Source organism: Stappia indica (assembly GCF_020177335.1).
Classification (GTDB): domain Bacteria; phylum Pseudomonadota; class Alphaproteobacteria; order Rhizobiales; family Stappiaceae; genus Stappia; species Stappia indica_B.
This window is the reverse complement of record NZ_JAIVMG010000018.1, coordinates 50,192-63,196: the sequence shown is the minus strand read 5'-3', so window position 1 is coordinate 63,196 and position 13,005 is coordinate 50,192. Positions and strand designations below refer to the sequence as shown.

The 13,005-nt window shown below is 67.5% G+C and carries 14 protein-coding genes; 2 read left to right on the top strand and 12 right to left on the bottom strand.

Going from position 1 to position 13,005, the window contains the following annotated elements:
* Window positions 1-210: 210 nt before the first annotated feature.
* Complete coding sequence (locus LC062_RS19580) at window positions 211-1,086, bottom strand: alpha/beta fold hydrolase (RefSeq protein WP_224912694.1); 876 nt, start codon at window positions 1,084-1,086, stop codon at window positions 211-213.
* A 123-nt stretch (window positions 1,087-1,209) separates the two neighbouring features.
* Entirely contained in the window at window positions 1,210-2,145 is a 936-nt protein-coding gene (locus LC062_RS19575) for a 3-carboxyethylcatechol 2,3-dioxygenase (protein ID WP_224912693.1), read from the bottom strand.
* Between the two features lie 176 nt (window positions 2,146-2,321).
* On the opposite strand from LC062_RS19575, the gene LC062_RS19570 reads away from it, so the two are divergent.
* Entirely contained in the window at window positions 2,322-3,122 is an 801-nt protein-coding gene (locus LC062_RS19570; protein WP_224912692.1) for an IclR family transcriptional regulator domain-containing protein, read from the top strand.
* 11 nt (window positions 3,123-3,133) lie between these two features.
* On the opposite strand, the gene LC062_RS19565 is transcribed toward LC062_RS19570, so the two are convergent.
* The 4 genes from LC062_RS19565 to LC062_RS19550 are packed head-to-tail and all read right to left on the bottom strand — an operon-like array spanning window position 3,134 to window position 7,736.
* Window positions 3,134-3,928, bottom strand: a complete 795-nt coding sequence (locus LC062_RS19565) for an aspartate/glutamate racemase family protein (protein WP_224912691.1) — start codon at window positions 3,926-3,928, stop codon at window positions 3,134-3,136.
* Between the two features lie 44 nt (window positions 3,929-3,972).
* The gene (locus LC062_RS19560; RefSeq protein ID WP_224912690.1) at window positions 3,973-4,773 is read right to left on the bottom strand and encodes an SDR family NAD(P)-dependent oxidoreductase; all 801 of its coding nucleotides are present in this window, start codon (window positions 4,771-4,773) and stop codon (window positions 3,973-3,975) included.
* 21 nt (window positions 4,774-4,794) lie between these two features.
* Window positions 4,795-6,723, bottom strand: a complete 1,929-nt coding sequence (locus LC062_RS19555; RefSeq protein ID WP_224912689.1) for a TRAP transporter large permease — start codon at window positions 6,721-6,723, stop codon at window positions 4,795-4,797.
* Complete coding sequence (locus LC062_RS19550; RefSeq protein WP_224912688.1) at window positions 6,720-7,736, bottom strand: TRAP transporter substrate-binding protein; 1,017 nt, start codon at window positions 7,734-7,736, stop codon at window positions 6,720-6,722. Before LC062_RS19550 ends, LC062_RS19555 begins: the two co-directional genes overlap by 4 nt.
* A gap of 458 nt (window positions 7,737-8,194) precedes the next feature.
* Between LC062_RS19550 and LC062_RS19545 the strand changes: the two genes are divergently transcribed.
* A complete protein-coding gene (locus LC062_RS19545; protein ID WP_224912687.1) occupies window positions 8,195-8,764 on the top strand; it encodes an AAA family ATPase in 570 nt (189 codons plus the stop codon).
* 24 nt (window positions 8,765-8,788) lie between these two features.
* Here LC062_RS19545 and pdxY read toward each other — a convergent pair whose 3' ends face one another.
* The 6 genes from pdxY to LC062_RS19515 form a co-directional block, all read right to left on the bottom strand.
* Window positions 8,789-9,643: a pyridoxal kinase gene (gene pdxY / locus LC062_RS19540; protein ID WP_224912686.1), complete on the bottom strand. Its 855-nt coding sequence runs from the start codon at window positions 9,641-9,643 to the stop codon at window positions 8,789-8,791.
* Between the two features lie 45 nt (window positions 9,644-9,688).
* Window positions 9,689-10,387: an MOSC domain-containing protein gene (locus LC062_RS19535; protein ID WP_224912685.1), complete on the bottom strand. Its 699-nt coding sequence runs from the start codon at window positions 10,385-10,387 to the stop codon at window positions 9,689-9,691.
* A 145-nt stretch (window positions 10,388-10,532) separates the two neighbouring features.
* Window positions 10,533-11,492, bottom strand: coding sequence for an energy transducer TonB (locus LC062_RS19530; protein ID WP_224912684.1), 960 nt, complete (start codon window positions 11,490-11,492; stop codon window positions 10,533-10,535).
* Window positions 11,489-11,914 carry an ExbD/TolR family protein gene (locus LC062_RS19525; protein WP_224912683.1) on the bottom strand — a complete coding sequence of 142 codons (426 nt, stop codon included), beginning with the start codon at window positions 11,912-11,914 and terminating at the stop codon, window positions 11,489-11,491. The genes LC062_RS19530 and LC062_RS19525 overlap by 4 nt, the downstream gene beginning before the upstream one ends.
* A 13-nt stretch (window positions 11,915-11,927) precedes the next feature.
* Window positions 11,928-12,269, bottom strand: coding sequence for a biopolymer transporter ExbD (locus tag LC062_RS19520; RefSeq protein ID WP_224912682.1), 342 nt, complete (start codon window positions 12,267-12,269; stop codon window positions 11,928-11,930).
* Window positions 12,270-12,294: 25 nt separating this feature from the next.
* Complete coding sequence (locus LC062_RS19515) at window positions 12,295-12,996, bottom strand: MotA/TolQ/ExbB proton channel family protein (protein ID WP_224912681.1); 702 nt, start codon at window positions 12,994-12,996, stop codon at window positions 12,295-12,297.
* Window positions 12,997-13,005: the final 9 nt, after the last annotated feature.

Sequence of the window (13,005 nt, the reverse complement as noted above, 5' to 3'; positions counted from 1 at the left end):
TTGATTTCCTGAACCGCATAGGCGTCTTCCGCCGTGGCGATCTTCTCGCGCACCGGCAGGATCGGCGCGCCGGCGGCGTCCGCCTCCCGCAGCGCACGGGCGATGTCATCAAGGGTCATTGCCATTTTCATCCCAATGAAGCCAGTGCCCCCGCGCAGGGGCCTGAAAGGGCGCGGCGCGGGGGCTTGGGGAGACAGGAAGCCGAAGCGCTCAGGCGCTCTTGCGGTCCAGCAGGAAGTCGAGGTGCAACTGGTTGAACAGCGCCGCATCCTCGAACTGCGGCCAGTGACCGCAGGCGTTCATCACCACATATTGCGCACCCGGGATCAGGTCGGCGATCTTCTGGCCTTCCTCCGGCGTTGCCGTCGGATCGTGCGAGGTCCACAGCACCAGCGTCGGCGCGGCGATGCGCCGGGTGTCTTCGTCGGAGAACATGTTGCGGCGGCGGATGTCCATCTCCTGCAGGCAGAGGACCCGTTCCATGGTTTCGGCGAACCCGTCCTGGGCGTAGATCGCCCGGCGGGTCTCCACCAGGTCGTCGTTCACCTTGGAGGTGTCATGCATCAGGAATTCGAGCCGGCCACGGATCCGCTCCGGGTTCGGGTCGTTGACCGCTTCCATCGACAGCCGCTTGATCCGCGCCATCACCTCCGGATGGGCGGTCCAGCCGCCGGAGGTGTTGAGAACGATCCGGTCGACCGCCTCCGGGTGATGGATCGCCAGATGGGCGGCGACCCAGCCGCCGAGGGACTCGCCGGAGATATGCGCCCGCTCCCGGCCAAGCGCCTTGATCACCGCCAGAACGTGGTTGGCATAATCGGCGATTTCATAGCTGCCGGCCGGCTTGTCCGACCAGCCATGGCCGATCAGGTCGATGGCCACGGTCCAGAAATGCTCGCCATGGGCCGCCAGGTTCCGGCTGTAGGCTTCCGCGTGGCCACCGGTGCCGTGAATGAGGATCAGCAGCGGCTTGTCCGGCGACCCGGAGGAGAGGTAGCGGGTGCGGATGCCGCCGGCATCGAGAAAGCCCTGGGAGAAGGAGACGCCGGTCAGATCCGACCAGACGGAGAAATGCTGTTTGCTCATGGGTGTTGCCCTTGCTGAGTGCAGGCCTTCGGCCCGTTTTCACGAAATGGGAACGCTCGGTGGGCTCATACGGTGGGCGCGCCTTGCCAGGGCGCCCTGCCATTTGCCCTGGGAGATGCCGCGTCAGGCGGCGCGGCTGGCATGCAGGATGCCCATGCCGGTGATCCACTCGTCGATCGGTTCGTAGAACAGCTGCTCGGCCCGATAGTCGGGGCCAAGGGCGGCGAGCGCGGCGACCCAGGCCCGGACTTCGTGGCCGCCCCGGCCGCCGGTTGCCGAAAGGGTCTCGTCCGACATGTCGTCGAGCACGGTCAGATCGCCGGCGGTGAAGGCGGTCATCAGCTTTTCGTCCCACTCCGGATTGAGCGGAAGGATCTCCGAGGTGCCGGCGGCCAGTGCGTAGCCCTCGTTGATCGCCCGGTTCTGCCGCGCCAGCCGCTGGCTGTGATTGAGCGGACGGCCGGCGATCAACTGCTCGCGCACCGGCTGCGGCGCGGTCGTCAGGTTGGGGATCGGCGGATCGTGCGACAGCCCGCCGGAGCCGATCATCAGCACCCGCTCCGGCAGGGCCTGCGCCCAGTCGCCGACGGCACGACCAAGGGCGCGCACCCGCTCGAAGGTGGGGCGCGGCGCGGCGGCGCAGTTGATGAAGACGGGAATGATCCGCGACAGGGAATGGCGGGCAGAAAGCAGTTCCAGCGGCTGCATGGCGCCGTGGTCGACCTCCATGTCGAGGGAGACGGCGGTGTCGATCCCCTGGTCGAGCAGGCTGCGGGTCAGCGAGAAGGCGGCTGCCTCGGGGATGTCGAGCGCCCCCTGAACCGTGCCGAAATCACCGATCGAGGTGCCCGCCGCCCCGACGCAGAAGGACGGCAGCAGCTTGTAGAAGAAACCGTTGATGTGATCGGGGTAGAAGACGATGGTCAGGTCGGGCTGTGCCTGCTCCACCAGGCGTTCGGCGCGGGAAAGCGCTTCGCCGAAGCGCTGTTCGGCGCCCGGGTCCGCCCGGTTCCGGTCCATCAATGGACTGTGCGACATGCACATTGTGCCGACGATCATGATGCGATGCTCCCTGTGTTGTTCTGCCGGGCCAGCTCCGCGCGCCGCTGCGGCATCTGCCGTCTGTCGGGCGCCGGCGGGCATGGCCGCTCCTGTCCCGATTGGCGTATCCCTTGACCGGGAACAACACGGATCCCTAGAATGTTCGCATTGCGAACGCGAAGGAGCGGAGCGGAATGCAGGAACCCCGGGCGACCTACCGGAATGTCAGTTCGATCGGCCGGGGCCTGAAGGTGCTGGAAGCACTGGGGGAGCTGGGCTGGGTGAAGATCGGCGCGCTCAGCGAGTATGCCGGGATCGACCGCTCGTCGCTCTACCGGATCGTCAACACGCTGGTGGAGCTGGGCTATGTCGCCCGCCGCAGCGAGGACGGGGCGATCTCATTGACCGAGAAGATTGCCCAACTGGCCGATGGGCTGAAGGACAATGACATCGTCGGCCAGACCGTGGCGCCGCATCTGCGGGCGTTGACGCGCAAGGTGCTATGGCCGTGCGACTTCGCGAGCCTCACCTCCGGGGCGCTGGAGATCCAGTATTCCACCCACCGCATCAGTCCCATGTCGATCCACCGCAGCGTGGTCGGCAAGAAACGCCATCTGGTGCGCTCCGCGCTGGGGCGGGCGATCCTGTCGGCGATGACGCGGGACGAGCTGGAAACGGCTCTGGCCATCGTCCAGAACCTTGGTGGCGAGGATGCCGCCGACATTGCCAATCGGCCTTATCTCGACCGGTTGATCGCGGAGACCCGGGGAGCCGGCTATGCCGGCTCCGCCGGGCAGGCGGACCCCAAGGTCGGGGCCATTGCCGCGCCGGTGATGGGCCCCGAAAGCGTGGTCGGCGCGGTCAATATCATCTTCTTTCGCAGCGCCATGACGCCGGCGGAGGCCGCCGAGCGCTATCTCGATGACCTGCTCCGTTGTGTGGCGCGGATCGAAGCGGAGCTGCGGGTCAATCTGGAGCGCCCCTCCGCCACGTGACCGGCGGAAGGTCAGCCGCGCTGCAGGGGCGGGAAGCGGGAAAGCGCTTCGGCGCCCGGCGAGACGTAGTGCCACTTGCGCCCGGCATGCAGGCCGGTGCTGCGGTGCAGGCTGCCCAGCATCTGCGCATAGGCAAGCGGAATGCCGATGCCGTCCATCACGCAGACCCCGTCGATTTCCGTCAGTCCGGCCTTGTAGACGATCTCCGCGACGATCCCTTCCGCCGGCACGATCACATCTGCGCCCATGGCGATCACCCGGCGCGACACCTCGGTGAAGCGGGCGATGTAGTCGGTCGGGTCGGCGAAGGCGTCCTCCAGCTCCTTTTCGTTCAGCGCCGGTTCCACCACCTCGATGCCGGCGATCCGGCCTTCGAACTTGTTGGAGGAGACCATGGTCTGCAGGAACCAGCGGTTCTCGTCGTTGAGGGTGACGAGGCCGATCTTCTGCGCCATCGAGCAGCCGACGAGGATGGTGCTTTCCGGCATGGAGATCACCGGGATGTTCACCAGCGAGCGGCACTCGCGCAGGAACGGCGCGGTGTAGCTGCCGATGACGAAGGCGTCGTAGCCTTCGCGCTCCGCCGTCAGGCAGTTGGTGTAGAGCAGATTGCTGAGGGTCTGCTGGTAGAGATAGGGCGAGCCGATGAAATCGCTCGGCGACAGGCCGCCCCAGGTGTCGACGGGAACGCCGACGAAGGTCATCTGCGTGTCCGGATGCAGGATCTTCTCGTAATGGCGCAGCATGGATGCGTGGTAGTGGGGGTAGTTTTCCAGATCGACGCTGGACTGATGCCAGATGCGCAAGATGTCTCGCTTTCCTGAATAGCTGGGCGGTGTGGGCGGGCGGGTCAGCCCATGTGATAGCCGCCGTTGATGTCGAGGGTGGCGCCGGTGACATAGGCCGCGTCCGGCGACACCAGATAGGCGACGGCGGCGGCGACCTCCTCCGGCTGGCCGATCCGTGCCAGCGGCACGGCGGCGCTTGCTTCCGCGTCCTGTTCGGCGCGCAGGCCCGCGCGCAGCATCGGCGTGTCGATCAGGCCCGGCGCCACGCAGTTGACGGTGATCCCGTGCGGCGCGAGTTCCCGCGCCAGCCCCTTGGCGAAGCCGATCACCGCCGCCTTGCTGGCGATGTAGATCACCGAGGATTTGTGCCCGCCAAGCTGCGCCGCGGCCGAGGACAGGAACACCACCCGGCCATGGGCGCCGATGCCGGCGCCCGCCTTTGCGGCCCGCCGGGCGTATTCACGCCCGAGCAGGATCGTGCCCAGGGTGTTGATGTCGAGCACGTCGCGCAGAAGGGCGGTGTCCGTGTCGGCGATCGCCAGCCGGGAGCCATCGGCGGGCATCGGCGAGATCGCGGCGGTGTTGACCAGCACCGACACCGGGCCGAACTGTGCCTCGGCGTGGTCGAACAGCGCTTCCACCGCCTCCGGATCGCGGATGTCGAGGGCATGATGGCCGTGCTCTCCATCGAGCTCGGCACAGATATCGCGCGCCGCCGCCGCGTCCCGGTCGGCGACAAGGACCTTGAGCCCTTGTGCCGCCAGCTTTCGGGCCGTGGCGGCACCGATGCCGCGCCCACCGCCGACAACGATGGCGGTGCGGTTTTCCGGCGTGGGGACACCGCCGTCAGACGGCGCGTCCATTGAAGTGTGTGGGGTCATCGGTCACAGAACCTTCGGCAGCCAGAGGGTCAGGATCGGGAAGAGCGTCAGCACCGCCAGCCGGATGAGATCGGCGGCGAGGAACGGCACGATGCCCTTGAAGATCGTCTTGATCGGCGCGGCGGTGCCGATCACCGATTTCATGACGAAGACATTGACGCCGATCGGCGGCGTGATCATGCCGATCTCCACCAGCGACAGGGTGATCACGCCCCACCAGATCAGGTCATAGCCCATGCCGCTGATCAGCGGGATGACGAACGGGGCGGTGACCAGAACCGCGGCGACCGTGTCGAACACGCTGCCGAGCACGAGATACATCGCCATGATCACCAGCAGGATCAGCCAGTGCGGCGTGGTTTCCAGATCGACGACGCTGAGCACGCTGGTGGTGATGTCGGTCAGGGTCAGATAGGCGGCGAAGATATTGGCGCCGATGACGATCACGTAGATCACCACCGTGTTGACGGCGGTCTCTGCAAACCCGTCGAGCAGCGCCCGCAGCGAGAACCCCTTGCTGGTGACGGCGAAGGCGAAGGCGAGAACGGCACCGACCGCAGCCGCTTCCTGGGTGGTGAACACCCCGCCGTAAAGCCCGCCGAGCACCATCAGGAACAGCAGGATCGGCCGCCAGGCGACGGCCATGCTGCGCATGGCTTCGCGCGCGTCAAAGCCCTCGGCCTGCGGCGCCAGATCCGGCCGGAGCCGGACCTGAACCACCACGGCCACCAGATAGAGGCCCATGGCCAGCAGGCCGGGAATGAGGCTGGCGATGAAGGCTTCCTGGATCGAGACCTCGACCAGCACGCAATAGATGATCAAGACGACCGAGGGCGGGATCAGCGCGCCGAGCGTGCCGCCCGCCGCCAGCGTGCCGGTGGCCAGACCGGAATCGTAGCCGCGCTGTTTCATCTCCGAGAAGGCGACCTTGCCGAAGGTGGCGGTGGTGGCGATCGAGGATCCGGAAATGGCGCCAAAGGCACCGCAGCCGATGACGCTGGCGATCGACAGCCCGCCCCGGAAGCCGGCGGTGAAGCGGCTGGCGGCCTTGAAGATGTCGCCGGCAAGGCCGGCCTGCACCGCAAGACTGCCCATCAGCAGGAACAGCGGAATGGCGGCGAGGCTGTCGCTCGACAGGGCGCGCGCGGTTTCGTTTTCGACGATGGCGAGCGCCTGCGGCTCGCCGATCACCAGATAGAGGAAACCGAAGCCGGTGAGGCCGAGGCTGATGCCGATGGGGATGCCGGCGACGATCAGAAGATAGAGCGCGAGAAAGGCGGCACCGGCCTGCCAGCCGGGGGTGGCATCGGCGGCCACCAGCGAGGCGAGGATGCCGGCGACAGCGGCGCCGATCAGCGTGAGGATGAGAGCGGGCCGCAGCAGCCGGCGGGGATCCGTCTTGCGCAGTGCCAGAAGATGGCCACCGGTCTTCCACAAGGTGGCGGTGCCGGCAAAGAATAGGCAGTAGCTGGCGGCAAACCAGAACGGGGCGATGGACAGGCCGAGCAGGCTGGTGGTGTCCTGGAACTCCAGCGCATCGGCGGCCTTGGCATGGAGCCGCCAGGCCAGAAGCAGAAGAAACGCCGTTTCGGCGATCGAGGCGACGGCGGTCAGCAGGGAGCGCTCGCCGAGCAGCGGCACCAGCAGCTCCATGCCCACATTGCGCCGGAGCAGGAAGGCGGGCGCTGCGGCGGCGGCGATGATCACTGCCATGACCAGGCCGCTGACCTCGTAGATGCCGCGCACGGTGAAGCCGGCCGGCGTGTTGCGGCCGATCACATCGACCACCGTCGCGAAGGCGAGGCAGCCGAGGGCGATCATGGCAACATGCAGCGCGAGAAAGGCGATCCGCAGAACCTCCCGGTCCGGCGAAAAGGCCGGACCGGGAACGCTGGCGGCGCGGTCAATCACTTCGCCGCGATTGTTGCTCATCCCCGCGCCTCGTTGAGGGTGGCGGTGTAAAGCTCAAGGGCGCGTTCGCCATTGGGGTTCTCGGCAACCCATTTTTCGGTGACCGGGGCAATCCGCTTTTTCCACTCGCCAAGCTGTTCGGCGGTGGGGACGAGGATGTGATGGTCGGTCATTTCGGCGACGACCGCGCGCAGCCTACGGTTTTCGCCGTCGAGCTGTTCGCCCCAGAAGTCGTTGAAGCGCTGGCCGCCATGCTCGCGAAGGGCGGTCTGGGCGACCTCCGGCAGGCTGTCGAACACCTTCTTGTTGATCGTCAGGAAGCAGGGGGAGGACCCCAGCGGCACATCGATATGCCATTTGACGAAATCGAGGATGCCCCAGGTCTCCAGCGCGTTCCAGTCGTTCATCGAGCCGTGCAGGGTGTTCTTCGACAGGCTCTCGGCGATGGTCGACACCGGCAGGGAAACCGGGATCGCGCCAAAGGCTTCCCACATCATCGCTGCTGTCGATCCGGCGGCGCGCACCCGCTCGCCGGCCAGGCCGTCGAGGCTGTCGATCTCCTTGGTGCTGTGACAGTGCTGGATGCCGGAAGACATCACCGAGAACACTTCCACGCCCTTGAACCCGTCGAGAAGGTCTTCCTGGTAGAGCTTCCACAGCCCTTGCGAGGCGGATTTGGAGGTCAGCGCCTCGAACGGCAGTTCCACGAGCGTCGCGGTCTTGAACCGGCCCGGGGTGTAGCTGGTCACGCCCCAGCCCATGTCGGCGATGCCGCGCCGCACCGCGTCATAGGTGTCGGCGGCGCTGGCCAGCGACCCGCCGGAATAGATGTCGATCTTCAGCGTGCCGTCGGAGGCCGCTTCGATCGCGTCGAAGGCGGGGCGGAAAATGCCATTGGTCAGGAAGGACGTCGGTCCGGCGAAATTGGTGAAGCGCAGCTTGGTCGGGCCGGCCGCGCGCAGGATCGAGGGGGCGCACAAGGCAGCGGCGCCGGCGGCAAGTCCGAGGAATTGCCGTTTGGTCAGTTCAGTCATGGGTTTCCTCCCCAATTGTCGAGATTTATGTGGATGTATCCCGCAACCGCATGCATCCGCTCCGTCGCCGCACCGGCGGGTCATGTCCGGTGCCGGAACAAAATGCCTCCAGTTCCTATCTGGATAGGTCGTTGCGTCAGGTTGGAACAAGGCGGAAAGAAGAAATGTTCGCACTGAGAACGTCGCGACGTTGAAACCTTGCCTTCAGGTGGTTGATCTCGTAGAGATGTGGCCGGCGGTTGAAGTCCGGTCGATGATCGGAACCTCCAGGGTCCCTTAGCCGAAGCGCGCCACACCGGCGAGCCCTCGGGGCCGTCCAACAGCCCCTTTCCCCATCTCCCGCTTTTTTCAAACGCTCCCTCGGGGCGCGTGTCCTGCGTCCGTCTCCGCATGGAACGGACGGTTTCCCGTCCGCGCGCTCCCCCGTTTCTTAACCTTTGGACGAGAAAGGTCATGTCATGGCGCAATCCACGATGCGGTTTCATGTGGTTACCGGCGGGCCGGGCTCCGGCAAGAGCACCCTGCTCGATGCCCTGGCGGGGGCCGGCCTGTCCCGGACGGTCGAGGCCGGCCGGGCGATCATTCAGGATCAGGTGGCGATTGGCGGTTCGGCGCTGCCCTGGTGCGATCCGGCCGCCTTCGCCGAACAGATGCTCGCATGGGACATGCGCTCGCATCACATGGCGCAGGATCTCCCCGGGCCGGTGCTGTTCGACCGCGCTGTTCCGGATGTGCTTGGATTTCTGGAGCTCTCGGGCCTCGCCGTGCCCGTGCATATGGAGGCGGCGGCGCGCCGGTTTCGCTATCACCCGCAGGTCTTCATCGCCCCGCCCTGGCGGGAGATCTTTCACCGGGACGCGGAACGCCGTCAGGACTTCGCCGAGGCCTGCCGGACCTATGAGGCGATGGCGCGGGTCTACCGCCGGCTCGGCTATCGGCTGGTCGAGTTGCCACGGGTCAGCGTCGAGGAACGCGTCCGTTTCGTGCGCGCGCATCTCGGGCTGGCGCCGCAACCGGTCCCCGAATAGCGCTCGCGGCGGGCCTCCAGCCGCTCAACCGGCGGCGGCAAACCCGTTCAGCACCATTTCCTCCGCGCCGGCCTCGGCGGTGCGGGCCAGCACCTTCTGCATCTTGCCCACCGCATGGGCCACGGCGGCTGGCAGTGGGGTGCCCGCCGCCAACCGGCCGATCATCAGGGCGGTGAACAGATCGCCGGTCCCCGCCGGGCGCACCGGCAGGCGCGGCACCGGACAGCGATGCAGGCCGCTCGCCTGCACCAGCACCGTGTCCAGATGGTTCTGCGGCGTATCGGCCAGCACGCAGCCGGTGGCGATCACGCCCGTCGGTGCGGTGGCGCCCGTCGGCCGTGCGTCGCACAGGGCTTGAAAAGCGCCGGAGAGCTCCCCGGCCGTGCCGGCCGGATGGCCGGTCAGGAGCCCCAGTTCGAACTGGTTCGGGGTGAGCAGGTCGGCCAGCGGCACCAGCTCGTCGCGCATCAGTTCCGGAATGCCCGGTTTCACATAGACGCCGAGGTCGATGTCGCCCATCACCGGGTCGCAGATATAGACGAGATCCGGGTTGCGCGCCTTTGCCAGCCGGACGAAGCGGGCGACTGCCGCGCCGATTTCCGCCGAACCGAGATAGCCGGTAACGAGAAACCGCGCCTTTTCGATCAGCCCGCGTTCGGTGAGGCCGAGCAGGAGGTCCTCCACCAGCTCCGCATCGAGCACCTGTCCGCGCATGGTCGGGTAATGCGGGTTGTTCGACAAGAGGGTGGTCGGCACCGCGGCCACCGTCAGGCCGGCGGCCTGCATGGGAAACACGGCCGCGCTGTTGCCGACATGGCCATGCACCACCTGGCTCTGGATCGACAGGACGAGCGGGGCGGGCGTTCTGGGCGCACTCATGATCAGGGTCTTCTAGGTTGGGGGAAGATCGACGGCGAAGATGCCTCAGGCGGTTGTCTCGGGCGTTCCTTGCAGGCGGCTGTCCCAGCTTTCCACCCGCCGGTTTTCGAGGCGCCGGCGCGCATAGCGGCGCCAGCCATCGGGCAGGTGCTCAAGCGCGGCCATCGCCGCCAGTTCGTCGAAGTTGAGCGTATCGACGTAGAGCGTGTGCCACAGCCGGTGCAAGGTCCAGTCCGGCGAACGCCGGTCCACCAGCGTAAACGATGCGCCCGCTTCCACGGTGCCTTCTTCCAGCACCCGGTAGTACCAGCCGGTCCGTCCGCTCTTCTGCACGCGCAAGGCCATGTCCGGCACGTCATGCCGGAAATTCAGCTTCCAGCAGGGCTGGCGCCCCTGCGACACCTCGATCAGGGCCGTGCCGAGGCGAAACCGGTCGCCAAGGGCAACGGTTGCTTCGGTCATGCCCGAGGTGGAGAGGTTCTCGCCAAAGGCGCCCGGGGCGGCCAGCAGCGGCGTTGCCCCCAGCTCCCGCCGCCAGGCGTCGTAATGCTCGAACGGATAGTGATGCACCGCCTTGTCCGGACCGCCGTGATGCTTGCGGTCGCCTTGCGCATCGCCGTCAAGACCTTCGCGGCCAAGGTGCAAGGGGCGATCCACCGGCAGCTTGGCGATGCCGCTGGGGACGGCCTTCGGTCCCAGGTCCGCCAACGCCCCGACCAGCAGGTGATCGAGATGAACGGTCATGACATGCGGCCCCTCTTGCTGTTGCATCGTGCCGGTCGCGCCCGGCCCGTGGCCGGTGTTAGGGGAAATCTGGTCTCGCAAAAAGAGCCGGTTCCAATATTTGCAAGGAACCAGTTCCGCCGCAGCCGCCCGCCGCCCGCCGGGATCAGCGGAAGGTCAGTGGGATGGTGAAGCGCCAGCGGGTCTTGCCGGCATTGGCCGGAATGCGCGGGAAGGGCGCGGCGCGGCCGACGGTCTCCAGCGCTGCCCGGTCGAGGATGGGGGAGCCGGAACTGCGGACGACGCGCACGCCGGTCGCCACCCCGGAGCTTTGCACGGTAAAGCCGACCGTGACCTCGCCGGTGAGCCCCTTGCGCCGGGCCGAGCGCGGATAGCGCAAGGAGCGGCCGAGCTTGCGCCGGACCAGGCCGGGATAGTTGGAGCTGGCGGCGTTGCCCGCCTCGCGGGTCTTTGCCCCGCCGCGTGAGCCGCCCTTTTGCACGGTCTGCCGCCCCTTGCCGCCAGCGCCGGGCGCGCTTTTCGCGCGTGCTGTCCTGGCCGCCGTGTCGCGCCGCTTCGGCTCCACCTGTTTCTGAGCCTGTTTCCGCTCCGGCTTTTTCGTCGTGGGCGTTGCTGCGGCGATCCGGGTGATTTCCGGCGGGCGGGCGATGGGACGCGGCACCGCCGGGGTCTGTGTCGTTGCCTGGCTTTCGGCTGCCCTGGCAGGCGTTGCCGCCACCGGTTTTGCCTCTGTGGGGCGAGCCATTGCGGTTTGCGCCGCTTGCGCCGCACTGGGTTTGACCACGGGTTGGATCGCCGGTGAGACCGCCTGCGCGGTGGTCTGTGGGGGCGCTGGCGTGACCGCCTGTGTCGGCTCCGTCGTTGCCGCCGTTTGTGTCGGGCTCTGCCTGGGAGGAACCGCCCCGCCCCCGGCCTGTGCACCGGCGGCGATGCTGCTGGCAAAGGCCTGACCGATCTGCACCGAGGCGCGTGCGCCGGCACCGGCAAGCTGCTCCTCCGGCGCCCGTCCGTTCAGGGCGAAGGCAGCGGCGCCGAGATGGACCGCCAGCGAGGCGGCCACCGCCAGCAGCCGGTAGGGCGGGCGAAAGGCGCGGTGTTCGGTCATGGGGTAGCCCGTACGGTCACCACCGACACGCTGCCGGCGCCGGCGGCGTAAAGCGCATCCACCAGCGTCAGCAGGCGCACCGCCGGCAAGGCCCGGTCGGCGGCAAGGCGGATGGCGGGGCGTGCGGGCGCGTCGTCCGCCGCTCCTTCGGCTCCCGCTGTTTCCCTTCCTTGCGCATGATCGGCCATGAACGCTTCGGCGCTGAGGACCTGTCCGCGATAGCGCAACACCCCTTCAGCATCTGCGAACAGCGCATCGGGCGGCGGCAGCGGCGGCGCGCCGGTTGTCTGCGCCAGCGACACGCTTGGGTCGACCGGCGGCGACAACTGGCCGGCAATCAGGAAGAAGATCAGCATCAGGAAGACGATGTTGATCAGCGACAGGGTGTTTTCCTGCGGTCGTTTCGGACGGACGCGCGCCATCTGGATCATCGCCTCACCTCGCCACGGTGATCTGCAAGGGAGCGATGGCGCCCAGCCGGTCGAGCGCGGCCACGAGATCCTGGGTGGAGGCATCGCCGCCGGGCAGGAGCAGCGCGGTCTTCGCGCCCTTGCCGACGAGATCGGTGACCGCCTCGGCCGCACCCTCAAGGTCCATGGCCAGGCCGTTGAGGCGCAGACCCTGCCCATCGACGGTCAGGAAGATATCCGGGGCAGGGCCTGCGCCGCCCTGTCCTCCAGCGGCCAGGTCGACCTTCCCGAACCGGGAGAAGGTCGAGGACAGCATGAAGAACAGCAGCAACAGGAAGATGACGTCGATCAGGGACGTCAGGGACAAGGGCCGCCGCCGCGCCATGGGTCGGTCAACGCGCATGGGCCACCCGGGGGGCAAGTGCCGCAACCTCATCGGTCAGCGGCAGCGCGGGGGCACCGATCCCGTGCAAGAGGATGGCCATGGGCAGGGTTTCCACCGCCACCCGCTCGCTTTCCAGGCGTTCTTCCAGATAGGTGACGGCGAGCGACACCGGCATGGCGACCGCAAGCCCTGCGGCGGTGGTCAACAGCGCCACCCAGATGCCGCCGGCCAGCGCCGATGGATCGACCGCATTGCCCGCCAATTGGAGCTGCTGGAAGGCCTCGATCATGCCCAGCACCGTGCCGAACAGACCGAGCAGCGGCGCGATCTGGGCAATGGAATCGAGCGCCTTCAGCCCCCGGCCAAGCTGGTGGAAGCGCTCGCCGGCGACCCGGGCGATGTCTTCCTCGACCGTTGCTTTCTCGCCCTCGGGGCGCTCGGCAAAGCGCATGGCCATGGCCACCGCTTCCTCCGCCGCGCTCGTCGCCCCGCTCAGGGCCCGCCAGGCATCGCCGCGCCGGCCGTGGCTCCAGTGCAGCACGGCGGCGCGCGCCCGGGTCGGGCGGCCGACCCGGGCTTGCAGGAACTGGCCGAGCTTCAGCATGAGGAGGGCAAGGGCGATGATCGACAGGCCGGCAAGCAGCGCCACCACCGGCCCGCCCAGTTCGATCAGGGCAAGGACGGGCTGCAACAGATCAGGGGCGGACATGGGCGAAAA

Coding starts and splice junctions, on each gene's coding strand:
- LC062_RS19535 (WP_224912685.1), bottom strand. CDS start 10,387: ATGACCGTTCATCTCGATCACCTGCTGGTCGGGGCGTTGGCGGACCTG.
- LC062_RS19570 (WP_224912692.1), top strand. CDS start 2,322: ATGCAGGAACCCCGGGCGACCTACCGGAATGTCAGTTCGATCGGCCGG.
- LC062_RS19550 (WP_224912688.1), bottom strand. CDS start 7,736: ATGACTGAACTGACCAAACGGCAATTCCTCGGACTTGCCGCCGGCGCC.
- LC062_RS19545 (WP_224912687.1), top strand. CDS start 8,195: ATGGCGCAATCCACGATGCGGTTTCATGTGGTTACCGGCGGGCCGGGC.
- LC062_RS19560 (WP_224912690.1), bottom strand. CDS start 4,773: ATGGACGCGCCGTCTGACGGCGGTGTCCCCACGCCGGAAAACCGCACC.
- LC062_RS19530 (WP_224912684.1), bottom strand. CDS start 11,492: ATGACCGAACACCGCGCCTTTCGCCCGCCCTACCGGCTGCTGGCGGTG.
- LC062_RS19515 (WP_224912681.1), bottom strand. CDS start 12,996: ATGTCCGCCCCTGATCTGTTGCAGCCCGTCCTTGCCCTGATCGAACTG.
- pdxY (WP_224912686.1), bottom strand. CDS start 9,643: ATGAGTGCGCCCAGAACGCCCGCCCCGCTCGTCCTGTCGATCCAGAGC.
- LC062_RS19575 (WP_224912693.1), bottom strand. CDS start 2,145: ATGATCGTCGGCACAATGTGCATGTCGCACAGTCCATTGATGGACCGG.
- LC062_RS19525 (WP_224912683.1), bottom strand. CDS start 11,914: ATGGCGCGCGTCCGTCCGAAACGACCGCAGGAAAACACCCTGTCGCTG.
- LC062_RS19580 (WP_224912694.1), bottom strand. CDS start 1,086: ATGAGCAAACAGCATTTCTCCGTCTGGTCGGATCTGACCGGCGTCTCC.
- LC062_RS19555 (WP_224912689.1), bottom strand. CDS start 6,723: ATGAGCAACAATCGCGGCGAAGTGATTGACCGCGCCGCCAGCGTTCCC.